Annotated in this window: 22 protein-coding genes, 1 tRNA gene and 1 other RNA gene; 23 read left to right on the top strand and 1 reads right to left on the bottom strand. The window is 48.3% G+C overall.

The features are described 5' to 3' along the window. Positions 1–48 precede the first annotated feature (48 nt). Entirely contained in the window at positions 49–2,112 is a 2,064-nt protein-coding gene (locus ACY69O_RS05145) for a methyl-accepting chemotaxis protein (protein WP_462332391.1), read from the bottom strand. A 270-nt stretch (positions 2,113–2,382) separates the two neighbouring features. On the opposite strand from ACY69O_RS05145, the gene recA reads away from it, so the two are divergent. The 23 genes from recA to ACY69O_RS05030 all read left to right on the top strand — a co-directional run bounded on the left by recA (position 2,383) and on the right by ACY69O_RS05030 (position 23,708). Beyond that, positions 2,383–3,474 carry a recombinase RecA gene (gene recA, locus ACY69O_RS05140; protein WP_462332390.1) on the top strand — a complete coding sequence of 364 codons (1,092 nt, stop codon included), beginning with the start codon at positions 2,383–2,385 and terminating at the stop codon, positions 3,472–3,474. Next, positions 3,458–3,952: a regulatory protein RecX gene (locus ACY69O_RS05135; RefSeq protein WP_462332389.1), complete on the top strand. Its 495-nt coding sequence runs from the start codon at positions 3,458–3,460 to the stop codon at positions 3,950–3,952. The genes recA and ACY69O_RS05135 overlap by 17 nt, the downstream gene beginning before the upstream one ends. Beyond that, positions 3,939–5,486, top strand: coding sequence for a glutamine-hydrolyzing GMP synthase (gene guaA, locus ACY69O_RS05130; protein WP_462332399.1), 1,548 nt, complete (start codon positions 3,939–3,941; stop codon positions 5,484–5,486). The genes ACY69O_RS05135 and guaA overlap by 14 nt, the downstream gene beginning before the upstream one ends. A gap of 144 nt (positions 5,487–5,630) precedes the next feature. Then, entirely contained in the window at positions 5,631–6,197 is a 567-nt protein-coding gene (locus ACY69O_RS05125) for a DUF3793 family protein (RefSeq protein ID WP_462332388.1), read from the top strand. A gap of 17 nt (positions 6,198–6,214) precedes the next feature. After that, positions 6,215–6,646: a flavodoxin gene (locus ACY69O_RS05120; RefSeq protein ID WP_462332387.1), complete on the top strand. Its 432-nt coding sequence runs from the start codon at positions 6,215–6,217 to the stop codon at positions 6,644–6,646. A 252-nt stretch (positions 6,647–6,898) separates the two neighbouring features. Further along, positions 6,899–7,120, top strand: coding sequence for a FeoA family protein (locus ACY69O_RS05115; protein WP_462332386.1), 222 nt, complete (start codon positions 6,899–6,901; stop codon positions 7,118–7,120). A 16-nt stretch (positions 7,121–7,136) separates the two neighbouring features. After that, positions 7,137–9,032 carry a ferrous iron transport protein B gene (gene feoB, locus ACY69O_RS05110; RefSeq protein WP_462332385.1) on the top strand — a complete coding sequence of 632 codons (1,896 nt, stop codon included), beginning with the start codon at positions 7,137–7,139 and terminating at the stop codon, positions 9,030–9,032. Positions 9,033–9,044: 12 nt separating this feature from the next. Further along, the gene (locus ACY69O_RS05105) at positions 9,045–9,206 is read left to right on the top strand and encodes a FeoB-associated Cys-rich membrane protein (RefSeq protein WP_462332384.1); all 162 of its coding nucleotides are present in this window, start codon (positions 9,045–9,047) and stop codon (positions 9,204–9,206) included. Between the two features lie 198 nt (positions 9,207–9,404). Then, positions 9,405–9,496 (top strand) — tRNA-Ser (locus ACY69O_RS05100). A gap of 36 nt (positions 9,497–9,532) precedes the next feature. Continuing rightward, an RNA gene (ffs, locus tag ACY69O_RS05095) (signal recognition particle sRNA small type) lies at positions 9,533–9,632 on the top strand. Positions 9,633–9,709: 77 nt separating this feature from the next. Then, positions 9,710–10,402 (top strand): ribonuclease HI, encoded by a 693-nt coding sequence (gene rnhA / locus ACY69O_RS05090; protein WP_462332383.1) that lies wholly within the window; start codon positions 9,710–9,712, stop codon positions 10,400–10,402. 12 nt (positions 10,403–10,414) lie between these two features. After that, entirely contained in the window at positions 10,415–11,179 is a 765-nt protein-coding gene (locus tag ACY69O_RS05085) for a tRNA threonylcarbamoyladenosine dehydratase (protein WP_462332382.1), read from the top strand. Then, positions 11,179–12,135 (top strand): NAD(P)H-dependent glycerol-3-phosphate dehydrogenase, encoded by a 957-nt coding sequence (locus tag ACY69O_RS05080; RefSeq protein ID WP_462332381.1) that lies wholly within the window; start codon positions 11,179–11,181, stop codon positions 12,133–12,135. The genes ACY69O_RS05085 and ACY69O_RS05080 overlap by 1 nt, the downstream gene beginning before the upstream one ends. Before the next feature lie 197 nt (positions 12,136–12,332). Continuing rightward, a complete protein-coding gene (locus tag ACY69O_RS05075) occupies positions 12,333–13,304 on the top strand; it encodes a TAXI family TRAP transporter solute-binding subunit (protein WP_462332380.1) in 972 nt (323 codons plus the stop codon). A gap of 68 nt (positions 13,305–13,372) precedes the next feature. After that, positions 13,373–13,864, top strand: coding sequence for a DUF1850 domain-containing protein (locus tag ACY69O_RS05070; protein WP_462332379.1), 492 nt, complete (start codon positions 13,373–13,375; stop codon positions 13,862–13,864). Between the two features lie 24 nt (positions 13,865–13,888). After that, positions 13,889–15,811 carry a TRAP transporter permease gene (locus ACY69O_RS05065; protein ID WP_462332378.1) on the top strand — a complete coding sequence of 641 codons (1,923 nt, stop codon included), beginning with the start codon at positions 13,889–13,891 and terminating at the stop codon, positions 15,809–15,811. A gap of 150 nt (positions 15,812–15,961) precedes the next feature. Beyond that, positions 15,962–17,692: a putative bifunctional diguanylate cyclase/phosphodiesterase gene (locus ACY69O_RS05060; protein ID WP_462332377.1), complete on the top strand. Its 1,731-nt coding sequence runs from the start codon at positions 15,962–15,964 to the stop codon at positions 17,690–17,692. After that, the gene (gene queF, locus ACY69O_RS05055) at positions 17,670–18,164 is read left to right on the top strand and encodes a preQ(1) synthase (RefSeq protein WP_462332376.1); all 495 of its coding nucleotides are present in this window, start codon (positions 17,670–17,672) and stop codon (positions 18,162–18,164) included. Before ACY69O_RS05060 ends, queF begins: the two co-directional genes overlap by 23 nt. Before the next feature lie 37 nt (positions 18,165–18,201). After that, entirely contained in the window at positions 18,202–18,717 is a 516-nt protein-coding gene (locus tag ACY69O_RS05050; protein ID WP_462332398.1) for a nitroreductase family protein, read from the top strand. A gap of 17 nt (positions 18,718–18,734) precedes the next feature. Continuing rightward, a complete protein-coding gene (locus tag ACY69O_RS05045) occupies positions 18,735–19,307 on the top strand; it encodes a cob(I)yrinic acid a,c-diamide adenosyltransferase (protein ID WP_462332375.1) in 573 nt (190 codons plus the stop codon). A gap of 26 nt (positions 19,308–19,333) precedes the next feature. Next, complete coding sequence (locus ACY69O_RS05040; protein ID WP_462332374.1) at positions 19,334–19,894, top strand: helix-hairpin-helix domain-containing protein; 561 nt, start codon at positions 19,334–19,336, stop codon at positions 19,892–19,894. Further along, complete coding sequence (locus ACY69O_RS05035; protein ID WP_462332373.1) at positions 19,891–22,323, top strand: DNA internalization-related competence protein ComEC/Rec2; 2,433 nt, start codon at positions 19,891–19,893, stop codon at positions 22,321–22,323. Before ACY69O_RS05040 ends, ACY69O_RS05035 begins: the two co-directional genes overlap by 4 nt. Positions 22,324–22,448: 125 nt before the next feature. Beyond that, positions 22,449–23,708 carry a sensor domain-containing diguanylate cyclase gene (locus ACY69O_RS05030; RefSeq protein WP_462332372.1) on the top strand — a complete coding sequence of 420 codons (1,260 nt, stop codon included), beginning with the start codon at positions 22,449–22,451 and terminating at the stop codon, positions 23,706–23,708. The last annotated feature ends 154 nt before the right edge of the window (positions 23,709–23,862 follow it).

Here is a 23,862-nt window from a genome sequence, read left to right as displayed (position 1 = left end):
TCCCTGTGGACAGATTACGTCCGCAGGGATTTTTTGTATGGGTACTGTTCAGATACCGAGCTCGATGTTCATGATTGTCTGCTGCAGAGCCTTGAGTTTTTCTGTCACGGTCGTGTTGACCTCGTTGAGGTCCTCGATGGCGTGAGAGGAACGGCTGATATGCTGCAGACTGTTTTCAAGGCTCTCGTGTACACGGGAAACCTGCTTCGTGAAGCGTTTATCAAATTCATTGATTTTGCTTTCGAAATCCTTGTTGTTGGCAAGAATAGTATCGATTTCTTTAACGTCGCGCACAAGAGTGTGGATTGCTTCATCAGAACTGTGTACGCTTTCCTGCGTACTCTTGGAGAGTTTTCCGACCTCCTGGGCCACAACGGAGAATCCTCGTCCTGCTTCGCCTGCACGTGCAGCCTCGATTGCGGCATTAAGAGCAAGCAGATTGATTTGCGAAGAAATTTCCGTGATCATTTGCATTACGCTGTTGATTTTCTCCGTGCTGGCACTGAGCATCTGGAGCTTTGGAGTGATTTCGGCGTTGCGGGACATAAGCTGATTGAAATAGGAGCCCTGTTCATCAATGCCGCCCGAAAGTTCTTTCATCGACGCCTGCACAACATCAACATCCTTTGACATCTGCATGATGGTCTGGATGATGGACGGCAGACGCTCCTGATATTCGTTAAAGAGGTTGATTACCTGGTCCTTCAGTTCACCGACGCGCTCCTGACGTGCGATGACACGGTTAAGGAAGAATTCGCGGCATGAGGAGTAATGCTTTGCGAAGGCATCAACGTACTGGTCACTTAGGGCCGTCCCTGACGGGACATTATAGAAGAATATTGCCGTGAGTGTTTCGTTCATATGCAGACCGCTGATTTCGCCGAAGCTGGAGAAGCCGGCCACAGGAATATCCGAGAACATATCAATATGTTTAATCTCGTCAGGATATCCGAGGCGGCGGAGAATACAGTCGTTCAGTATGCCTGCAAAGGGGGCGGGTTTGCCGTTGCAGAATTCACGGAAAGCTTTCTGCAGGGTGTTCTCAAGGTCAACGCGTTTCATTAAATAGAGACGCTCGCCGGACTCAATATCGCAGAAGAAATTGATGCGGTTGTTTTCTTCGTCGATTCCCGATATTGAACGTATAAAGTCTTCGCCGTTAATATCTGTTGCGAAGGTGTAGCTCTGCATTTTTTTGTTCAGGTCAGCAACATTAGAGCAGCCGAGTTCTTTTTCAAGGGCTTCGATAAACGGAACAGGAACACCGTCAGACCCTGATACTGTTGAAATGTGACGGAGCGCAGAATTTGCATTTACTATGTCGAAGACTGCGCCGGTACGCTGGACAGCCTGCGTCTTGAGAATGCCGTAGCGGTAATCCTTGCCAATGTGGACAACTATGGCTACTGCCACGTTTTCAAGTACCTGTTTGTCGTTATAGATATAGGTGTGCTGGAAGTCGAGCTTTCCAGCGGAGCTGCCGCCGATAAATGGAATCGGATAGTTTCCGTTTTCGTAGAATGCCTGCATTACAAAGGATTCGCAGTTTGAGAGGCCGTCTACATAGAGCATTGTGAAGGTGTGATTGACGTTCATGCGGAATGGAATGTGATGGCGGTCTATTTCCTTTCTCATCTCGCGTACACGTTCATCTACGCTCATGGTTACCTCTCCGCGGCGAAGGTCTTCGTTAGGAATGGGGATAGTAATTATGTAGCTGTCATCAATCATGCGGTGGGAGAAAACCTGCAGCAGTACACGTCCGCGGTTTTCGTCTGCCTCACAATAAAGAGTACGGCTTCCCGCGGGACGGCAGAGCTCACCGGCTGTTGTGACGAGTATGAGTTTGGCGTTTGGCGGCATCACGTTTTTGATGCTTGATGCAACGCGGTGGAAATCGTTATCGGGAGATACATAGCCGATAACAAGTGCCGGACCGCCTGCAACCTCAAAAAGAGGAGTCAGGGTTGACGTGTTTAAGTCATTTGCCGAAAGATATTCTACCTTCGTATCAGGCTGAGACGCTGCCTGAGCAGCAGGAGCCGGCGGAATCGGAGCAGAGGCTGCTTCGGCAGTGTTCATAAAAACGGACTTTGACGAAAAATTGAGCATATATATCCCTCCTGATTACTATAGAATTAGATATGAAATCACGTTTATTAAAGCTAAATAATATATTCGACATCATTATCTGGTTTCCTTCTAAAAAACGAAAATAATATATATGATGTTATATGATTTTACCTGTACGTCAGATAACAATATCCAAAAAAGAACTTTTGTTTGATTTTTTACCTCAAACCCCTATACATTCATAAAAAAATAAGCTATGATTAAACAAGAATCGGCGCAGAAAGCGCCATTACGGAGAGGAGTCTGAGCATGGATAAAAAGGAAGCGCTTGAGAATGCGCTTAAACAGATTGAAAAGGATTTCGGCAAAGGGTCTATAATGCGTCTCGGCGACGTAACAAATAATCTTAACGTAGAGGTTATTCCAACAGGTATTTTGCCTTTGGATGAGGCGCTGGGTGTCGGAGGACTTCCGCGCGGACGTATCATTGAGGTATACGGTCCTGAATCCTCAGGTAAGACTACGGTCACTCTGCATATGATTGCTGAGGCTCAGCGCCGTGGAGGTCTTGCGGCATTCATTGATGCCGAGCATGCTCTTGACCCGGTTTATGCGAAAAAACTGGGCGTAGATACGGATAACCTTTTGATTTCACAGCCGGATAACGGCGAGCAGGCTCTTGAGATTGTAGAGGCGCTTGTCAGAAGCGGTGCTATAGATATTATTGTGGTAGACTCGGTTGCGGCACTCGTTCCGAAGGAGGAAATCGAGGGCGAGATGGGTGCATCTCATGTTGGACTTCAGGCTCGCCTTATGAGCCAGGCAATGCGCAAGCTGACGGGTTTCATCAGTAAATCCCGTGCTGTAGCTGTGTTCATTAATCAGATTCGTGAAAAGGTCGGCGTAATATACGGGAGCCCGGAGGTAACCACGGGCGGCCGTGCGCTCAAATTTTACTCGACAATCCGCATTGATGTCCGTAAGGGTGAAACGCTCAAACAGGGAACTGAGAGTATAGGAAGCCACGCTAAGGTCAAAATTGTCAAAAATAAGGTTGCTCCTCCGTTCCGTACATGCGAGTTTGATATTATGTACGGAGAAGGTGTTTCCCGTGAGGGCTGCGTTATAGACATGGCGGCAGACCTCGATATTCTTAATAAGAGCGGTTCGTGGTATTCATATAATGGAAGCCGCCTTGGACAGGGCCGTGAGGCAGTCAAGGCTGTGCTTAAATCCCAGCCGGAGTTCTATGAGGAGCTTTCGGACAAAATTCGTGAAAAACTCAAGGAACGTGCTGAAGAGGAAGCAAAAAAAGCAGATGCCAAGTTAGAAGCAGCTTCTGCAAAGGCATCGAAGACTGCAGCAAAGGCAGCGGAGAAGGCGGATGCGGCGAAGGGTTAAGGAAAAGCCTACCGCGCTTGTAAAGGCGGTAGACCTTCTGGCGCAGCAGGAGCACAGTGAAGCAAGACTGCGTGAAAAGCTGATCAGGCGCGATTATGCGGCGGAGGAAATTGACGAAGCAGTAACCCGCCTGAAGGAAAAGCACTATCTGAACGATGAAGAAGCATGCCGGAGGCAGTTTTCGTATTTTTTTGAAGACGGCCGCATGAGCATTCGTCAGATTTGTCAAAAGCTCATCCAGAGAGGTTTTGCACAGGAACTTGTGTACGCATGTATTCCCGAGGAAAAGGAAGAGCACGAGCTTGAGGCGGCATTTCGGGCTGCCTGCGGACGCTTCCGTTCTGCGGTAAAACGTGATAAAATTAAACAGTTCTTATATCGCCGCGGGTTCAGTTTTTCAATCTGTGATGCCGCGGTAAATCGTTTTGTTGAAGAATATCCGGACAGGATAGAGGAGGAGCAGGATTTTGACGAATGAATTAGTGCTGGTGCTTGATTTCGGAGGCCAGTATAATCAGCTTATTGCCCGCCGCGTGCGGGAATGCAATGTATATTGCGAAGTACATCCGTATACTATGACTCTTGAGGAGGTCAAGGCAAAGAACCCGAAGGGAATTATTCTGACGGGCGGCCCGAACAGTGTTTACGGACCGGAGGCCCTTACATATGAAAAAGGACTCTTTGAGCTTGGTGTGCCTGTACTGGGTATCTGCTATGGAAGCCAGCTTATGGCACATGTCCTCGGCGGTTCTGTAAAACAGGCGCCTGTCAGCGAATATGGAAAGACGGAAGTAGAAATCACCGCATCGGCATCAAAGCTTTTTGAAGGCGTTTCTACTCCGACGACATGCTGGATGAGCCATACGGATTATATTGAAAAAGCACCTGAGGGCTTTGCTGTTACAGCAAAGACTCCTGTATGCCCTGTAGCCGGAATGGAAGATGATGCACACGGATTATATGCGGTACAGTTTCATCCGGAGGTACTGCATACGGTAGAAGGTAAGACCATGCTCCGCAACTTTGTCCGCAATATCTGTGCATGCAAGGGCGATTGGGAAATGGGCTCCTTCATTGATGTTACGGTTGCGCAGCTTAAAGAAAAAATCGGCAAGGGACGTGTACTCTGCGCGCTTTCGGGCGGTGTTGATTCATCTGTTGCGGCAGTTCTGCTTTCAAAGGCAGTAGGCAAGCAGCTCACCTGCGTATTTGTGGACCACGGACTCCTTCGCAAAAACGAAAGCGACGAGGTTGCGGAGGTATTCGGACCGAATGGCCACTACGACCTGAATTTCATCCGTGTGGATGCTCATGAGCGTTTCTATGAAAAACTCAAAGGTGTTACCGATCCTGAGCAGAAACGCAAGATTATCGGAGAGGAATTTATACGTGTTTTTGAAGCGGAAGCAAAGAAAATCGGCACGGTAGATTTTCTCGTACAGGGTACGATTTATCCGGACGTTATCGAAAGCGGACTCGGAAAATCTGCCGTTATCAAATCCCATCATAATGTCGGAGGCCTTCCGGATTATGTGGATTTCAAAGAAATCGTGGAGCCGCTGCGTATGCTCTTCAAGGACGAAGTACGCCAGGTAGGTACGAATCTCGGTATTCCTGATAAGCTCGTCCGCCGTCAGCCCTTCCCGGGACCCGGTCTTGGAATCCGCATTATCGGTGATGTAACAGAGGAAAAGGTTCGTATCGTACAGGAAGCTGACTACATTTACCGTGAGGAAGTCGCGAAGGCAGGAGTCGATAAAGACCTGGGACAGTACTTCGCTGCACTTACCAATATGCGTTCAGTTGGCGTCATGGGCGACGGCCGCACATACGACTACGCCATCGCGCTGCGTGCTGTACTTACCAGCGATTTCATGACGGCAGAAAGCGCGCGTCTGCCATGGGATGTCCTGCAGACGACCGCGAGCCGTATTGTAAATGAAGTCAAAGGAGTAAACCGCGTGCTTTATGACTGCACCGGCAAACCACCTGCTACAATAGAGTTCGAGTGATTTTGAAGAGATTGAAACCATTGGATTTCCAAGGGTTTCAATCTTTTTTTATTTTTTTACAAAATTTACTTGCAATTGAGAATCATTCGCGATATAATAAGTCCATCGAAATTGATAGGGATTCTCAATTGGGAGGCGGTGGATTTGCCAAAGGAAGAATTTGAATATGTTTTGGGCTGCCATGCGGCACCAACTTTTTTAGGCTTCAAATCGGCGAATCTCATTACTTTCCGCAGAAGCAGATTTTATGATTTCGATGCGATGCTTGAGTCATACGCACCATGCTTGCAATGCAAGGGTATATCGACGTTCCGTGTGTCGGAAAAGAACGGACTGACTGTTGTTCTTTTTTACAGAGCGGACGCAATCGAGGAGGAATTAAGACGGCCTGAGGCACAGGCTATTCTCCGGCGGTACGGGTATCCTTTGCAGGGCAGTCTGGTTGGAATGCTTTATCATCTGAGAAACAGAATCGAATCAGAGAAAACCTTTCCGCATGAGATAGGGCTTTTTCTTGGTTATCCGCCTGAAGACGTGGAAGGCTTCATACGGCACAGGGGAAAGGATTATCGCTGCTGCGGATATTGGAAGGTATACTCAAACGAGAAGGATGCACGCAGACTGTTCGGGCTTTATGACGACTGTTCGAAGCATTTCTGCCATCAGCTGAAATGCGGGCGGGAGTTTGCAGAGCTTTTGCGGGCTGTGTGATTAAAGGAGGATTTTTCATGAGCAAGATTGCTGTTGTATATTGGTCCGGTACAGGCAATACAGAGATGATGGCTGAAGCTTGTGCCGAGGGTGCGAAGGAAGGCGGTAACGAAGTCACGCTTGCTGAGGTGAGCAGCTTTTCGCCTGCAGATGCAGCAAATTATGACGGGCTGATGTTAGGCTGCCCTGCTATGGGCGCGGAGGTTTTGGAGGAAAGCACCTTTGAACCTTTCTTCATTGAAACAGAGGCGTTTCTTGAGAATAAACCCGTAGCACTGTTTGGTTCCTATGGATGGGGTGGCGGTGCATGGATGGAGGATTGGGCTCAGCGTACAAGAAATGATGGCGCCAAGCTTTTTGGCAACGGTCTTGCGGTAGAAAATACTCCTGACAGTGCAGCGCTAGATGAATGCAAGGCTTTGGGCAGAGATTTTGCTGCGCAGCTTTGATATTAAATTTTTGGTTTTGACATCGCTGTTTGGCCGCGGCGGTGTTGAAATATAGCTTTTTCCACAACATAATACTCCTACTTCAAAAGGGCACTCATCTGCGGAGTGCTTTTTTGATTTTTCGGGGAGGTATTGAAAATAATAATGAGATGTACTATCATTGTAGTTGACAATGAGAATAGTTATTGATATTATTTAGAAGCATCGAAAATGTTAATAACATATTTCAATACAGGTTGTGGAGGTAGGAGTATGACTTTGAAAGACGGAAAGACAGGGATGAATCTCAAAATTGCGACCATTGAAGATTCTCCGCTGAAAAATCGACTGATGACTATGGGACTGATTCCGGGAACAAAGGTCACCGTGCTTCGTTCGGCTCCTTTTGGCGATCCTATGGCAATTCGTCTCCGTTCGTATAACCTTGCGCTGCGCCGTTCGGATGCTGAGAAAATTACGGTGGAAGCGGTTTAACGGAAAGGAGAAGAATATGTCAACTTTAGCAGTAGCATTAACAGGCAATCCAAATACAGGAAAATCTACAATTTTTAATGAGCTTACAGGCGCTCATCAGAAAATCGGAAATTGGCCGGGTGTTACGGTGGATAAAAAGGTCGGCTATGTAAATCACAACGACCGTGCAATTTCAATCGTAGACCTTCCGGGCACATACAGCGTAAGCGCGCGCTCACCTGAGGAAAAGATTGTTATCGACTATCTTATGAACAACAAGCTTGACCTTGTTATGGACGTAGTTGATTCGTCAAATCTCGAGAGAAATCTTTTCCTTACAATTCAGCTTCTGGAGCAGGGGGTACCTCTTCTTATTGACCTCAACATGCAGGATGAGGCAGTGGCGCGCGGCATTCATGTGGATATGAAAAAGCTGGAGGAGCTGCTGGGCATGCCGGTGGTTGAGACTGTCGGACGTTCCGGCAAGAGCACGAAAAAGCTTCTGGATGTGTTCACATCGACGGTTATGTCCCAGTATCATCCAAGCGAGCTGGTTGAAACGCACATTGAAAATATCCGAAGCATCCGTGAAAGCGGAAAAACCGCGGAGGCAGCGGAAGAAGCAGTTATCGAGGCACGTTATGCGCTCATCGACCGCATTATGGCTGAAGCGGTGACTATGGATAACGCAGGTCTTACAAAATCTGAAAAGATTGACCGTGTACTTGCAAACGGAGTGCTTGCACTGCCGATTTTCCTCGCGATTATGTACGGTGTTTTTCAGATTACATTCAAATGGATAGGACAGCCGCTGGCCGATATGCTGGACGAGCTTATAAATGAAAACTTCCTTGAATTTGCAACAGCATCTCTTGAGGGAATGGGCGTAGCGGAATGGATGGTTTCGCTTGTGACTGATGGTATTATTTCCGGTGTTGGTTCAGTGCTCACATTTGTACCGTTGATTTTCGTGCTGTTCTTCTGCCTGTCGTTCCTTGATGGCACAGGATATATGGCACGTATCGCGTTCATCACTGACCCGATTATGCGTCGCTGCGGTCTCACGGGCAAAGGTATCATGCCGCTTATGATGGCACACGGCTGCGCCGTTCCGGCTGTCATGGGTGCACGTGCTCTCGACTCTGAGAAGGACCGCATGGTTTCAATCCTTGTTACTCCGTTTTTGACTTGCGGAGCGAAGCTCCCGATTATGGCACTCTTTGCAGCTATGTTCTTCCCTGAACATGCGGCTGATGTCGTCTTCGGCATGTATATAATCGGTGTTGTTATGGCAATTGTTGCGGCCAAGATTCTTGGCGCATCTACATTTAAGGATCAGGGTTCCACTTTCCTTTTGGAGCTTCCGCCGTACCGCATGCCTGACATGAAAACCGTTATGATTGAAACGTGGGACAAGGGTAAAGGCTACCTCATCAAAGCAGGTACGATTATTTTCGCGGCTTCTGTCCTTCTCTGGGTAATGTCGAATTATAATTTCAGCGGTCCGTGCGAGATTGACGAGTCTATTCTCGCAACACTCGGCGGATGGATGTCTAAGTTGTTTGTGTTCCACGGCTTTGCAACTTGGGAAGCCGGAGCAGCTCTTCTTTCCGGGATTATGGCAAAGGAAACTGTCGTGGCTACAATGGGTGTCCTTTACGGCGCGGCTGAGGTATCCACTGAAGCAGAGGAGGCTGTTGAGGCTGCACAGACTATGCTTGGAACGGGTATGGCTACAAGCTTTACAACGCTTTCAGCGTTTGCTTTTATGGTGTTCTCGCAGCTCTATACTCCTTGCGTTACCGCGCTGGGTACGATTAAAAAGGAAACAAATTCGTGGAAATGGATGGGCTTCTCTGCAGCGTATATGTTTGCGATTGCGTGGGTTGTCTCACTGCTGGTCTATCAGGGCGGCAGACTGATGGGCTTCTAAGGAGGAAATATTATGGCTACGTTTGTATGTGCTGCGTTTGTGGCTGTTGCATTATTTTTCGCGGTACGTCATATCTATCGCAATTTTGTTAGGGGTGAATCCGACTGCTGCGGTACGTCCGGATGCTCCTGCGGAGATTCCTGCGGCGGATGCAGCGGATGTCATACTAAATAAGATTAACTGCGGCAGAGGGGGGCCTCTGCCGCTTTCTTATTGCAGATATTGTGAAACGGCTTCGATTTTATCAGTACAGCACGAAAAAATATGGAAAATTGTCGGTAATTCATTGACAGGGTGTACTTCATGTGTTATCCTATATATCGTCGTGAATGAGCCGACATAATTTAATATCATCTTTTTGGTAGAGCATTTGGAGAGTTGTCCGAGTGGTTGAAGGAGCACGCCTGGAAAGCGTGTATACGGTGAACGCTGTATCGAGAGTTCGAATCTCTCACTCTCCGCCATTTGCTTATCATTCCTTTTCCAGGTCGGACCGCAGCGCTTTGGTCTCGCGCAATGGGGCCCTATGAATCCCGTCAGGTCCGGAAGGAAGCAGCGGTAAGTGGTCAGCCACATGTGCCGTGAGGGTGCCTGAGGGCTGTGGCCCGACGTTGAAAAGGATCTACATATATGCAGCCGTTGTAGGCTGCTTTTTTTGTATATGCGGGGTGAGGAACATGGCTAAAAAAATATATGTTGTAAAGCGTGGCAGAAATACGGGGCTTTTTAATACCTGGGAAGAGTGCAAGGCACAGGTGGAAGGCTATCAGGGTGCCGTATATAAGGGCTTTATGGATATAGCGGAGGCCAACGCGTGGATGTGGGGAAGCAGTTCGACAGCCCCTGCGAAAAAGAGCGCGGCAGGAACATCGGCAGCCGCGCAGACATCGCTTTTTTGCACGGAGGAAACAGAGACATTCACGGAGGATTACGTGGTCTATACGGACGGCTCATGTCTCCGAAACCCGGACGGTCCGGGAGGCTGGGCTGCCGTCATACGGGAATCAGCTTCGGGCAAAAAGAAAGAGATAAGCGGGGGTGAGCCTTCCACGACGAACAACCGTATGGAGCTTATGGCAGGTATTATGGCGCTAAAGGCGCTGCCTGAGGGGGCATCTGTGGCATTTTATGCCGACAGCCAGTATCTGCAGAATGCTTTTGTTAAACGATGGCTTTCCGCATGGAAGAGGCGCGGTTGGATTACGTCAACGGGGACACCTGTGAAAAATCAGGATTTATGGGCAGCTCTTGATGCTGAAGTGCAGAGACATAAGGTGTTTTTCCATTGGGTTAAGGGACACGCGGGCAATGAGGATAATGAACGCTGTGATGTGCTTGCCAAGAAGGAAGCAATGAAATACATGGATTAAAGGAGTACAGCAATGTTAGGCAGATTTTCCCGCACTGAGCTTTTGCTGGGTGCTGAGGCAATGAAAAAGCTGGCGGACAGCCGTGTGGCTGTTTTCGGCGTAGGCGGTGTAGGCTCTTTCGTGGCAGAAGGACTTGTACGCGCCGGCGTAGGGCATTTCCTGTTGGTTGATAATGATCTTGTCTGCCTGACGAATCTCAACAGGCAGATTCATGCTACGGGTGCTACCGTCGGGAAATCCAAAACAGCGGTGATGAAGGAAAGAATGCTTTCAATAAATCCGGAAGTAGAGATAGAAACTATCGATGATTTTTTCCTTCCTGACAACGCTGAGAAATTTTTTGAGAAGACGCCGGATTATATAGTTGACGCCGTAGATACCGTGACAGCAAAGATTGGGCTCGTAATGGAGGGTGAAAAGAGGGGAATCCCCGTTATCAGCTCAATGGGTGCAGGCAATAAGCTGGACCCTGCCGCTTTCCGTGTGGCAGACATTTATGAAACGCGTGTCTGTCCGCTGGCGAAGGTTATGCGCAAGGAGCTCAAGGCGCGGGGTGTGAAAAAGCTGAAGGTGGTATACTCGGAGGAGCAGCCGCTGAAGCCGAAAATGTCAGGCTGCGGGGCGAATTGCATATGTCCGCCGGGAAGCGCGAGAAACTGTGATGCGAGAAGGGCAGTGCCTGGAAGCGTTTCCTTTGTTCCGTCTGTAGCTGGTCTTATTATAGCGGGTGAGGTGGTCAAAGACCTCACGGCAGGAGTTCGTTGGGAGGCACGGTAATGAAGATTTCGGTTTTGGGCTGCGGTCGCTGGGGTTCTTTTCATGCATGGTATGCAAATCATATCGGGCACGACGTGACACTTTGGGGACGTCCGGGTTCTAAAAATCTGGCAGAGCTGAAGGAGAAACGGGCTAATGAGTATCTCACAATGCCGGAAGAAGTTGAGCTTTCTGAGGATTTGCCGTATGCCGTTGAGCGCGCAGATGTAATCATCATATCTATAGGCGCTCAGCAGCTCCGTTCCTTTGCAAAACAGCTTTCGGAGCTTCCGATAAAGGATAAAACCTTTGTGCTCTGCATGAAGGGCCTTGAGATTGGAACGGGAAAACGTCTTTCTGTTGTAATGAGAGAAGAAATCGGACCGGAACCGAAGATCGCCGTATGGGTAGGGCCGGGCCATGTGCAGGATTTTCTCAAGGGTATTCCTAATTGTATGATTCTCGCTTCGGACGACGACGAGGTAACAGGACGTCTTGTGCCTGTTTTTCACAGTCAGCTGATTCGCTTCTATTATGGAAAGGATTTGCTCGGAACTGAAATCGGAGCAGCGGCAAAGAATGTTGTGGGCCTTGCTGCGGGAATGCTTGACGGAGTGCATTACGGGAGTCTGAAGGGGGCGCTCATGGCGCGCGGCACGAAGGAGCTTTCGAGGCTTATTGAGGCCATGGGCGGAGATGCTATGACAGTATACGGCCTCTCTCATCTGGGGGATTACGAGGCAACGCTTTTCTCACCTCACAGCAACAACCGCCGCTACGGAGAGAATCTTATGCTTGGAAAGCCTTCAACAAAGCTTGCGGAGGGTGTTTATACGTCTGAGGCACTTATGGCGCTTTCTGAGGCGTATCACGTGGAGCTCCCTATAAGCCGTTCAGTATATGAAATAGTATGCTGTAATAAAGAGCCGAAGGCAGAGCTTGAAAGGCTCTTTCTGAGGTCGGAAAAAGAAGAATAATATATACGGAGTCAATCAGTCTCCGTCTGTTTTATGCGCACAGCGCAGTAAGCAGGCGGAGACTTTTTTCTTTCGAAATACGAATAGATTTCAATATTTTTTGTATTTTTTTGTATTTTTACGTTTTTTAATAGAAATTGCATACCTTCTATGCTATAATGACATACGTAGTTAAGATTTCAGAAGGGGGAATCACAATGAAATTAGGAAAATGGAGCAGATTTGCAGTACTCGGTGTGCTGCTGGCGCTGATGACTATGATCGTGGCAGGCTGCGGCGGCGGAGACGGAAAGAGCGCTGAGAAGAAGTTTTTGAATATCGCTACGGGCGGCACGGCAGGTACATACTATCCTATCGGCGGTGCCATGGCGGAGATTTTGAATAAGAAGATTCCGGGCATGAATGCAAGCGCACAGAGCACAGGCGCTTCTGTAGCAAATATCAACATGCTGAAGGACGGTTCGGTTGATCTTGCAATCGTACAGAATGACATCACGTACTATGCTATGAACGGCACGGAGATGTTCAAGGACAAGAAGGTGGAGAACCTTCGCGGTATCGCAACACTTTATCCGGAAACATGCCAGATTGTTACGCTTGAAAAATCAGGTATCAAATCGGTTGCCGACCTCAAAGGCAAACGCGTAGCAGTGGGTGCGAGCGGCAGCGGCGCGGAAGCCAATGCACGTCAGATTCTTGCTGTATACGGTATCACTTATGATGATATTCAGGTTCAGTATCTTTCCTTCGGTGAGGCATCCAATGCTTTGAAGGACGGCAATGTTGATGCTGCATTTGTTACGGCAGGTTATCCGACGGCTGCTATTCAGGATATTGCATCTCAGCATCCGGTTCGCCTGCTGGCAGTAGATGCGGCAGCAGCTGACAAGCTTATTGCTAAATATCCGTTCTACACGAAGACAAAGATTCCGGCCGGCACATATGCAGGCTTTAACGAAGAGGTGGAGGCTGTTTCCGTTATGGCAATGCTCGTTGCTACGGATAAGCTGAATGATTCTCTCGGCTATGATGTGACGAAGGCGCTCTTCACTACGCTTGACCGCATCCAGGCTGCGCACTCGGTAGGTAAGCTCATCACTAAGGAAGGCGCTATGAAGGGCATGCCGATTAAGATGAATGCCGGCGCAGAGAAGTTCTTCAAGGAATAAATTAAGTCCGAATTAAATGGGAACGGGCGCGGAAAGCGCCCGTTTTCTGTGTGAGAGGCGTGCGGTGTATGACACGAAGGAAAGCAGTGCTGCTTTTTTCTTTGGTAATAATACTAAGCGGTATAGGATGGTATGCTTTCCGTCCGTGTATTGCCGTGAGCTCGGAAGGAAGGCTGCTCTTTTCTGTTCCGGCGGAGAAGGGGCTTGCCTTTTCTACGCGGTTCATACACTCTGTTCAGAAGACTCCTGTTGAGGAGTATTTCACGGTTGATGATTCGATAGACGGCTTTGTGCTTCATTCGACACGGTATCAGTCCTTTGGCGTGGGGCTGCCGTTTCTCTCAACGGATGGAGTGTTTCGGCGTGATGGTGACTGGTTTGTTATGGACGGAATGGAGCGGAATATTCCTGTCCTTACTTTGCGCCCCGGAGTCGGTACAGAGCTTACGCTTCGCGTAAATGATAAGATTTTCCCCTTATATGAAATGGTTTCCCTCGGAACTCCCATAACGCTTCGGATTGTTCCGAGATACAAAATATGGTCCGGGCTCGACGGCTGAGCCCACGGAAAGGTTGATTTATTCATGGCAGACGAAAAGAATGAAAAGCTTGCCGAGGATGTTCTGAAAAAATATGATAAGGAATCTAATACGGCGGTGCATACGGGCTTTCTTGCGAAGTTCGTGTCCGCGCTGGCAATAACCTTCTCAATTTTTCAGCTCTACACGGCAATCTTCGGAGTATTGGACGCACAGCTTCAGCGCGCGGTACACCTGGGGTTCGGTCTTGCACTGGTGTTTCTGCTTTATCCTACACGCAGGGCGAGAGGCCTTGAGGTACATTTTGAAGATTATATTCTTGCATTTTTGGGTGCGGCGGCTCCTGCGTACATCTTTATTGAGTACCAGCATCTGGTGCTTCGCGCAGGAACGGTGACCTCTCTGGATTTTGCGGTGGGTGCTGTGGGACTGCTGCTGGTAATCGAGGCAACACGCCGCGTGGTAGGTATTCCTATGCTGGTTGTTGTTATGGCGTTCCTGGCGTACGCATTTGCAGGCCCTTATATGCCGGGTATGCTTGCTCACCGCGGACTTTCACCGCAGCAGCTTATAGGGCATCTTTTTTTCACCACAGAAGGTATTTTCGGTATTCCTCTCGGTGTATCCTCGACATTTATCTTTCTCTTTATCCTGTTCGGAGCGTATCTTGAGTCCACGGGACTTGGAAGATTCTTTATTGACCTTGCCAACGCAATCGCAGGATGGGCAAGCGGCGGTCCGGCGAAGGTCGCGGTGCTTTCATCGGGATTAATGGGCACCGTTTCGGGAAGCTCCGTTGCGAATGTTGTCGGTACGGGAAGCTTTACAATTCCGATGATGAAAAAGCTCGGCTATGATAAAGAATTTGCCGGAGCGGTCGAGGCGGCGGCATCCACGGGCGGTCAGCTTATGCCTCCTGTCATGGGTGCAGCGGCATTCCTCATGGCGGAATTCGTCGGAGTGCCTTATATTGATGTTGTAAAGGCAGCTATCATTCCGGCTGTTTTGTATTTTGCCGGCGTATGGCTGGGCGTTCATTTTGAAGCAAAGAGAAAAAATCTTAAAGGTCTTCCGAAGGAGGAGCTCCCGAAGGCAAGTGTTATCCTGAAAGAGCGCGGTCATTTGGCCATTCCTCTTGTGGTTATTATTTATCTTCTCGTCAGCGGCTATACGCCGATGCGTGCGGCGCTTTTTGCTATCGTACTTTCAATTGCGGCTTCAGCACTCCGTGCTTCTACACGTATGAAGCCTATGGAAATCGTTAAAGGACTGGAGAACGGCGCACGTAATATTCTGGGCGTTCTCGTAGCCTGCGCTTCCGCTGGTATCATCATTGGTGTTGTAACGAAGACAGGCGTTGGTCTGAAGCTGGCTTCGGCTCTTTTGGAGCTTTCGGGTGGACTGCTTCTTCCGACAATGTTCTTTACGATGATTACAGCGCTGCTTCTCGGCATGGGCGTGCCGACAACGGCAAACTACGTCATCACATCGACTATCGCGTCACCTGCTCTGGTGCAGATGGGCATTCCTGTTCTTGCGGCTCACATGTTCGTGTTCTATTTCGGCATCATTGCGGATGTTACACCGCCGGTAGCGCTCGCCGCGTACGCGGGTTCAGCTATCAGCGGAGGCAATCCGCTGAGGACGGGTGTGAATGCGTCTAAGCTTGCTATCGCGGCATTTATCATACCGTACGTGTTCGTGCTGAATCCTGTGGTTCTTATGGTAGATGCTACACCGTTTGGACTTATTCAGACTCTCGTAACGGCAGTAATCGGAATGATTGCGGTAAGCTCGTCGCTTATAGGACACCTTATAACCGATATGCGTATGCCGGAAAGAATAGTTCTGTTTGCAGCAGGTCTGATGATGATAATCCCGGGGCTTGGCACGGATCTTGCAGGTCTTGCTGTTCTTGTTGGCAGCATCGTTCTGCAGAAGCGCAGAAAAACCGCAAAGGCAATTTAATTAATACAAGGCAGAAACAGGCATCGATTTTTTCGGTGCCTGTTTTACTTTTGCGGTGTATATTGTTTTGCAATCTTAGCGATTATGTCGTATGATAAAAGAGGTAAAATCTCCACCTCAATGATGGGGGCAGAAAGGCGGAGGTATTTTATGAGAATGAAGCCTCGCTATAATATTCCGGCGTCCCTTCAACGGCTAAGGCCATATTTTGAAGTGCTTTCCCGTACAAGTGATGTTTATTACTACATAATGGACGTTGAGTCGAGGGTAACAATTTTATCCGAAAACTGGGTAAAGGATTTCGGAATGGGGAGAAACGTCATATCGGATATGGATGCTGCGTGGATGCCGCATATACACCCGGATGATGTAGAGGGCCTCAGAAAGAAAAAAGAAGAAGTTCTTCTGCATAGGAAAGAAACAAGAATAAATACAGATTACAGGGCAAAGGACCGCGACGGAAAGTATGTGTGGCTGCGCTGCCGCGGAGAGATTTTGGATAATGACAGGGGAATGCATCCGGTGCTTGCCGGAGCATTGACCCGCCTTGATCAGCTTAATGAAGCGGACAAGGTAACGGGACTTTTGAATAAAGAACAGTTCGGGCAGGCTATTCGGGAAGCACTCGATGAATTTCGCCGTTCGGGGATGAGCGGTGAGATTCTCCTTCTTGGACTTGATAATTTTAAAATAATCAATGAGACGTATAACCGTTCCTTCGGTGATGAGGTTCTGCGTGTAACGGCAGAACAGATTCAGAACATACTTCCTGAAGGAACACAGCTGTATAAGCTTGATGGCGATGTGTTCGGTGTTGTGCTGCCGGGTGCCGGTGAAGGCCAGGTAATGAAGTATTTCAAGGCTATCCAGAAGTGCATGAGCCGTCAGCAGTTCATCGACGGAAAGATGTATTTCTGTACCGTTTCAGGAGGAACTGTCGCTTATCCGCAGGGAGGAAAGGAGTATCAGGCACTTTATAAGCACGCCGAGGCAGCTCTTGACCTTGCAAAGCGCGATGGAAAGAATCAGAATGTTTTCTTTACCCGTGAGCAGTATAACCGATGGATGCGTTCGCTTACCATGCGGGATACCATAAAGACAAGTGTGGAAAACGGGTGCGAAGGTTTCTCACTGTTCTATCAGCCCCAGGTTGACGCCGTTTCGAGGAGGCTGAAGGGCGCTGAGGCGCTGCTGCGCTGGAAGAATCCCAAAGGGCGCATGGTTGCTCCAATGGAGTTCGTCCCTATTCTCGAAGAGACTAAAATGATACTTCCGCTTGGCAAATGGATTGTCCGCGAAGCGCTCAAGACCTGTGTGAAATGGCGTAAGGTTGTGCCTGATTTCACCATGAGTATTAACGTATCGTATGCCCAGATAAAGGATATTACTTTCTTTTCCTTTGTTCGTGATGTTATACGGGAGTATGAGCTTCCGCCTGAGGCATTGACGCTGGAGCTTACGGAGAGTACGATTGTTTCGGACTGGTCCTTCCTGAATCAGCAGTTTGACGAGTTCAGGCAGGAAGGAATCCATATCGCAATGGATGATTTCGGAACAGGGTATTCGTCCCTTGCTTATTTGAAAAATCTCTCGTGCGATATCGTAAAGGTAGACCGCGAGTTTGTAAAACATATTATAGAGAGTGAGTTTGACCGTGAGCTTGTGCAGTATACGGTGACTCTCTGCCACGGACTTGGAATGCAGGTCTGCATTGAAGGCGTGGAGGAAAAGGATGTATATGATATTGTCACGAAGGACTGCGGAGCGGATTACATTCAGGGGTATCTGTTCGGACGTCCGTTCAGCGAAGCAGATTTCGTGGAGCAGTATCTGACAAAGGAGACTTTGGAGTACCGCGATGTCAAGAGTGAAAACAGATGAAAAGCTGACGAAGCTGGGAAGCAACGGGACAAAATATCCCCAGGATTATGCCCCGGAGATGCTTGAGACCTTCGTTAATAAGCACCAGGAAAATGATTATTGGGTAAAGTTTAACTGCCCTGAGTTTACAACGCTCTGTCCTATAACGGGACAGCCGGATTTTGCGACGCTTTACATTTCGTATGTTCCGGATGTGAAAATGGTCGAAAGCAAATCTTTGAAGCTGTATTTGTTCAGCTTCAGGAATCACGGCGATTTTCATGAGGATGTTGTCAACATAATCATGAAAGATCTTATAAAGCTTTTGGAGCCGCGCTATATTGAGGTATGGGGGAAATTCCTCCCTCGCGGCGGCATCTCCATTGACCCGTATGCAAATTACGGAAAACCGGGGACGAAGTATGAAAAGCTGGCGGAGATGAGGTTCAGCCGGCATGATCTTCAGGGACTGGATAAGGTAGATAACCGTTAAAACAGGGGTGAGCAGGATGAATAATATTTTGAGAAATGTGTTAATGCGCCGCAGTGTTTCGCAGTTTGAAGAACGTCCTATCCGTGATGAGGATCTCATGGAGATTCTTGAAGAAGGAAAGGCTCTTTCCAATGCAGTGAATAATCAGGAGTGGCATTTTACAATCCTGCAGAATCGAAAGCTCATCAAGCAGCTTTATGATGCCCAGACGGAGGCGGCTGCACCAATCCCTGACATTAAAGAATTCCTTCCGATTGAGGCACCTTTGCTTTTGATTATTTCGGGGCGAAAGGATGTTAAGTATGTGGAGGATGCCGCTAATATGGTGTTTGGCAGTATGATGCTTGTAGCGGATAAGTACGGTATAGGCTCATGCTGGCTGGCTTCCATGCCTAAGCTTTTTGAGACGGAGGCCGGGAAGAGTGTTCTTGACCAGATGAGTGTTCCAAAAGGATATACTCCGCTGTGCGTTGGGGCGTTCGGATATAAAAAGACGGTTGTTGCGACAAGTGTGCTTTCTACTGATGACAACATCGTTAATATCATTAAATAATCAATGGGGGAGAAAAAATGCTGCAGGTGTATACAGGAACAGGCAAAGGAAAGACCACCGCAGCTATAGGTCTCTCGGTTCGCGCAATTGGCGCGGGAATGCGTGTTTATATCATGCAGTTCATGAAAGGTCTTGCTTACAGTGAACAGGAGGTGCTTCGTGACTTTGCTCCGAAGCTCGTGCTGGAAACTACAGGCAAGCCTTTTTTTATTGCCGAGGAGGGTATGCTGACGCCGGAGGAAAAAGAAGCATGGGGCGATGAGGTCGTAATATTTCCACCGGGAAAGCCTCCCGCCGATTATGTGAAAATGCTGGAGGACGGCTTTGAAAAGGCTGCGGATGAAGCGTGTTCCGGAAAATACGGGCTTGTGATTTTGGATGAAATCAATGTTGCCCTTTTTTTCGGAATGATAAAACGTGAGAGTGTTGAAAAATTTCTTGACGGGCTCTCCGAAGATATCGAAGTGGTATGTACGGGACGCAATGCGCCCGAGTGGCTGCTGGAAAGAGCAGACCTTGTTACGGAAATGAAGGAAATCAAGCATTACTATCAAAAGGGAATCGAAGCGCGGAAGGGAATAGAAAACTGAGCTTTGTCAGGATGGAGGCATAGGGAGTGCCCGTATTCAAAAAATCGTTATTTATGGTGTTAATCATAGCCGGGATTGCTTTGGGCTTTACCGGCTATTTTATTTCTGCCGGGCCGCAGGAAACAGTCCGACTTGACGAGGGGCGGACACCTGAAAAGACGGCTAAGGCAACGGTATATGTGACCGGAGCGGTAAAGAGCCCGGGGGTTGTGGAGCTTTCGGCTGATGCGCGTATCGGAAAGGCAATAGAGGCATGCGGTGGCGCTCTGCCTACGGCAGATTTGGAAAATGTGAATCTAGCAAAACCTATTGCCGACGGTATGCAGATCCGTGTACCTGAAAGCATAAAATCAGGCGGTGCAGAACCGGTCATGTCCAGATCGGCAGCATCGGGAGATTCTGTGAATATAAATACGGCAGACGCGGCAGGACTTGCTAAGCTGCCGGGAGTGGGGCCTGCTACGGCAAACAGAATCATCGAATATCGCAACGAGCACGGTATGTTTGAGTCTCCGGAGGATATTCAGAAGGTTCGTGGAATCGGACCGTCAAAATACGAAAAAATGAAGGATAAGATAACCATATGAGAGAAGGGCAGGCACCGCTTAGCTTTCTGAATCTGCTTCTTGCTTCTTTCGGCCTGGGGGTTTTTGCGGCAGGAAGTACAATGGGCAGTGAAGTATACGCAGCGGGAATAATACCTTTGGCAGCACTGGGAGTTTTGCTGATTCCGATTATTGTATGGTGCAGAAAAAAGAGCAGTGTGGGCGCGGTTGCCATATGTGCACTGCTTTTTTGTGTGCTGGGATTTATCCGTTTTGCTCTGGCTGCGGAAATTCCTGAATCAAATGTATTTCACAGGATAGGACAGTCTGCCGAAATAACCGGAAAAGTGCTTGGGGAGGCGAGAATACAGCCTTCGATAGACGGGCGCGGTTGGCGGTTCCGTTATACGGTCGAAGCGCAGAATATAAAAAACAGTCAGGGGAAACAGGAAGCGAGCGGACATCTTTATGTTTCAGGAACTGTCCGTCAAAGGTCAGAGCTGCCGTCCGCAAAAGAGGGGGACATTCTTCGGGCCTATGGAAAGCTGAAAAGTATTCGCGGATATAAAAATCCCGGGCAGATTGATATGACACGACAGGCAAGGAGTCAGGGAATTACCGCCAGACTGACTACGGAAAAAGGGACTGTGCAGGTAATTCCGACAGAAGGGAATTCGTTCTTTAGAAGCCTGTCTGATATACGGAATTATTATCGGGGTGTATTGGCTGAAGCAATGCCTGAGGCGGATGCCTCGGCGATTTTTGCAATGCTGTTCGGAGGATATGACGGTATACGTGCGGAGGTGTTGGATGCCTTTACTGCCACAGGAATAGTGCATATTCTTTCTGTATCGGGGTCACACATTACGCTTCTTGCGGCCGTTTTTGCCTGGATTGGCAGAGTTATGAGGCTTCGCCGAGGAATAACGGCAGGTATCATATTTGCGGCCATTGTTATTTATGTGCTGCTGGCGGATTCAGTGGCTCCGGCTGTAAGGTCGGGAATAATGGGGATTTTGGCCGCTATGTCTCTGGTGTGGGAAAGGGAGAAGGATGCCCGTCAGATTCTTTCTGTAACCGGTCTTTTGATGCTGATGTGGTCTCCGTGGCTTTTGTTTGATATAAGCTTTGAACTTTCATTTGCCGCGACAGCAGGGCTTTTATATATTGCTCCCGTGCTTCGGAAGCTGAAGGCGTTTGAAAGGATACCTGCGTGGCTGTCGGGAAGTCTTGCGATTACGGTTTCCGCACAGCTTGCGGTGCTTCCGATTCTGGCCCGGTATTTTCATGTTGTTTCATTGAGCTCCCTTCTTGCCAATCTTCTTGTTGTTCCTGTCCTTGAGATTATTATGGTAACGGCGCTTTTCGCGGGTATAGGGGCTGCTTTGCTGCCGCTGGCGGCACGTTTTATATTGGCAGCAGACAGTCTGCTTTTGGGGGCGGCATATGAAATGACAAGGGGGTTGGCTCAGCTGCCAATGAGTCAGGTATATCTTCCTCCTGTAAGCTTTGGCGCTGCAGCGGTCTATTATATGTGCCTTTGCTTCTTCCTGCAGACGGGGGAACGAAAGAATTATCTCAAGGAAATAATCGCAGGCAAGAGAGCGTTGGTTTTAGCTGTGGTAATTTTTGCTTTTATGGCAGGGGAAGGAATAATGTACGCTTTCCGCCCCAATGAAATGAGCGTTCATTTTATTGATGTGGGGCAGGGAGATTCTGCATTAGTCATTACGCCGCACGGCAGGGCATTTATGATTGACACCGGAGGAAGCCGTGATGCCTCATTTGACATAGGCGCCAGAGTTGATGTTCCGTATCTTTTGGAGCATGGAATAAAGCATCTTGATGCAATTTTTCTTACCCACGCACATGAGGATCATGCGTCGGGAGCGGGAGGGATTATAAAAAAGATTCCTGTGGATACGGTTGTTGCAGCAAACGAAGGTAAAGCAGTGTATCAGGCATCGATGCGGCTTTCTTCCTCCGATATGGATAAAGCAGTATTTGCTTCATGGCCGGAAGGAACGGAAATGATTTTGGACGGAGTCCGTGTTGAAGTACTTTATGCTCCGAAGGGGGAAATATCGAAAAAAACGGGAAATGAACTGTCAAATGTTTACAGAGTATCTTATGGAGATGCAAGCTTTTTGTTTACGGGAGACCTTTTGAAGGAAAATGAGAAAGAGCTTTTGAGGGCGCATGATGTCAGGAGCAGCGTGCTGAAGGTCGGTCATCACGGCTCAAAAACATCAAGCTCCGAAGAGTTTCTTGCTGCGGCTGCTCCTGAATGGGCAGTTATATCCGTGGGATATGAGAACAGCTTCGGCCATCCGTCGCAGGAAACGATGCAGGTGTTGGAGCGTCATGGAATAAAGGTATACAGAACTGACTGCAACGGTGCGGTGGTGTTCAAAACGGACGGAAAATCCATGCAGGTGCAGGCATATCGGAACGCGGAAAATGCCCTGTAGGTTGTTCGAAAAATTGATGAATTTTAGTGATAATATTTATATAAAACCGCTAGACATCTGTTTACCATTAAGATATGATTGTAGTGAGTATTGCTTTATGTAATGAATCCTACAGGAGGCAGAATATGTACCACGCTACGTCCCGGTTTTTCCTGGTCGACCTTGCGCCGGTCTGGGAGAAGACCATGAAGGCTGTTGAGCCATTGGAAAGATTTACCCATGAATTTCAAATTTTTGACCATGCCCCGCAGGACATTCCGGATAATACAACTGCAGTTGTGTTCAGGTATTCCGGAGATTGTCTTCCTGAGGATATCCGAAAGAGGACAGACCCTTCCACGAGACTGATTGTTTGCACTGACGACCTTGGTACACTTTCAGATGCATCAATTGACGCGTTGGATGATATCTGGCCTGTGGAACCGACGGAGGCATTGGCGGAGTTCTTTGTGCAGCGCCTTTATGAATCCGTTAAAGCTGAAAAGGACGCATGGCTTACAAAGCAGTATCTTGATACAGCAATAAATACTTCACCGGATCTTATCTGGTTCAAGGATAAAAAGGGTGCGCATCTTAAGGTCAATGATGCCTTCTGCCATATTGTCGGAAAAACACATGATGATATAGAAGGCCGCGGGCATTATTACATTTGGGGCCTCACAAAGGAGCAGTACGAAAAAGGAGAATTTGTCTGCCTTGAGACTGAGGAAGAGGTTATGCGGAAGGGTGTTACATGTGTGTTTGACGAGCATGTAATGGATGCCGACAGCATCCGTCTTCTTCAGACGTATAAGACTCCTCTTTGGGATATTGACGGAACCATCATGGGTACGGTAGGAATTGCCCGTGACGTTACAAAGCTCAAGAGCTATGAAGCAGAGCTTCTCGCTGCGGCGCGCTCGGATGAGCTTACGGGACTTGCCAACCGCCGTTATTTCTATGAGTACATTGAGATGAACAGGGCAGATCAACTGCTCACAATAGGAAGAATAGACCTTTCGTATTTCAAACAGCTCAATGATACATACGGTGCTCAGGCAGGTGATAATGCACTCATAGCAGTTGCCGGATTCCTGCGCGAGGTATTTTCTGAGGCGATTGTCTGCCGCTTCGGCGGAGGTGAGTTCCTGCTTGCTTATATCGGAGAATGTCCGATAGAGAATCTTAAAGGGAAATTCCAAAAGGTACTTGAAAAAATCGGTGAATATTGCGAGAAGGATAAAAATCCGATTCTCCTTTCGGCTAATATGGGCATTACCAGTACGTCAGACCCGTCGCAGCCAATTGATGCTCTTATCCGCCAGTGTGATCTTGCACTTTATTTCACCCGCAACCTCGGAGATGGGCAGTGCTGCGTATTCTCTGAAATCACAAACGCGGATTGATTCTTCGGAAAAAAATAAAGAATTGAAAAAGCACAGTCCTCCGAGAACTGTGCTTTTTCTTATGATGTTTGGAAGGAAATTAGCCTTTGTAAAGAGGAACTGTGAGGCTGCCTGTAGGCATGAGAATTATGCTGTAGTCTTTGCCTACGTACTC

It is taken from the genome of Schwartzia sp. (in: firmicutes) (assembly GCF_978017985.1).
The sequence above is the reverse complement of the archived record's forward strand: the minus strand, read 5'-3'. Positions and strand labels throughout refer to the sequence as shown.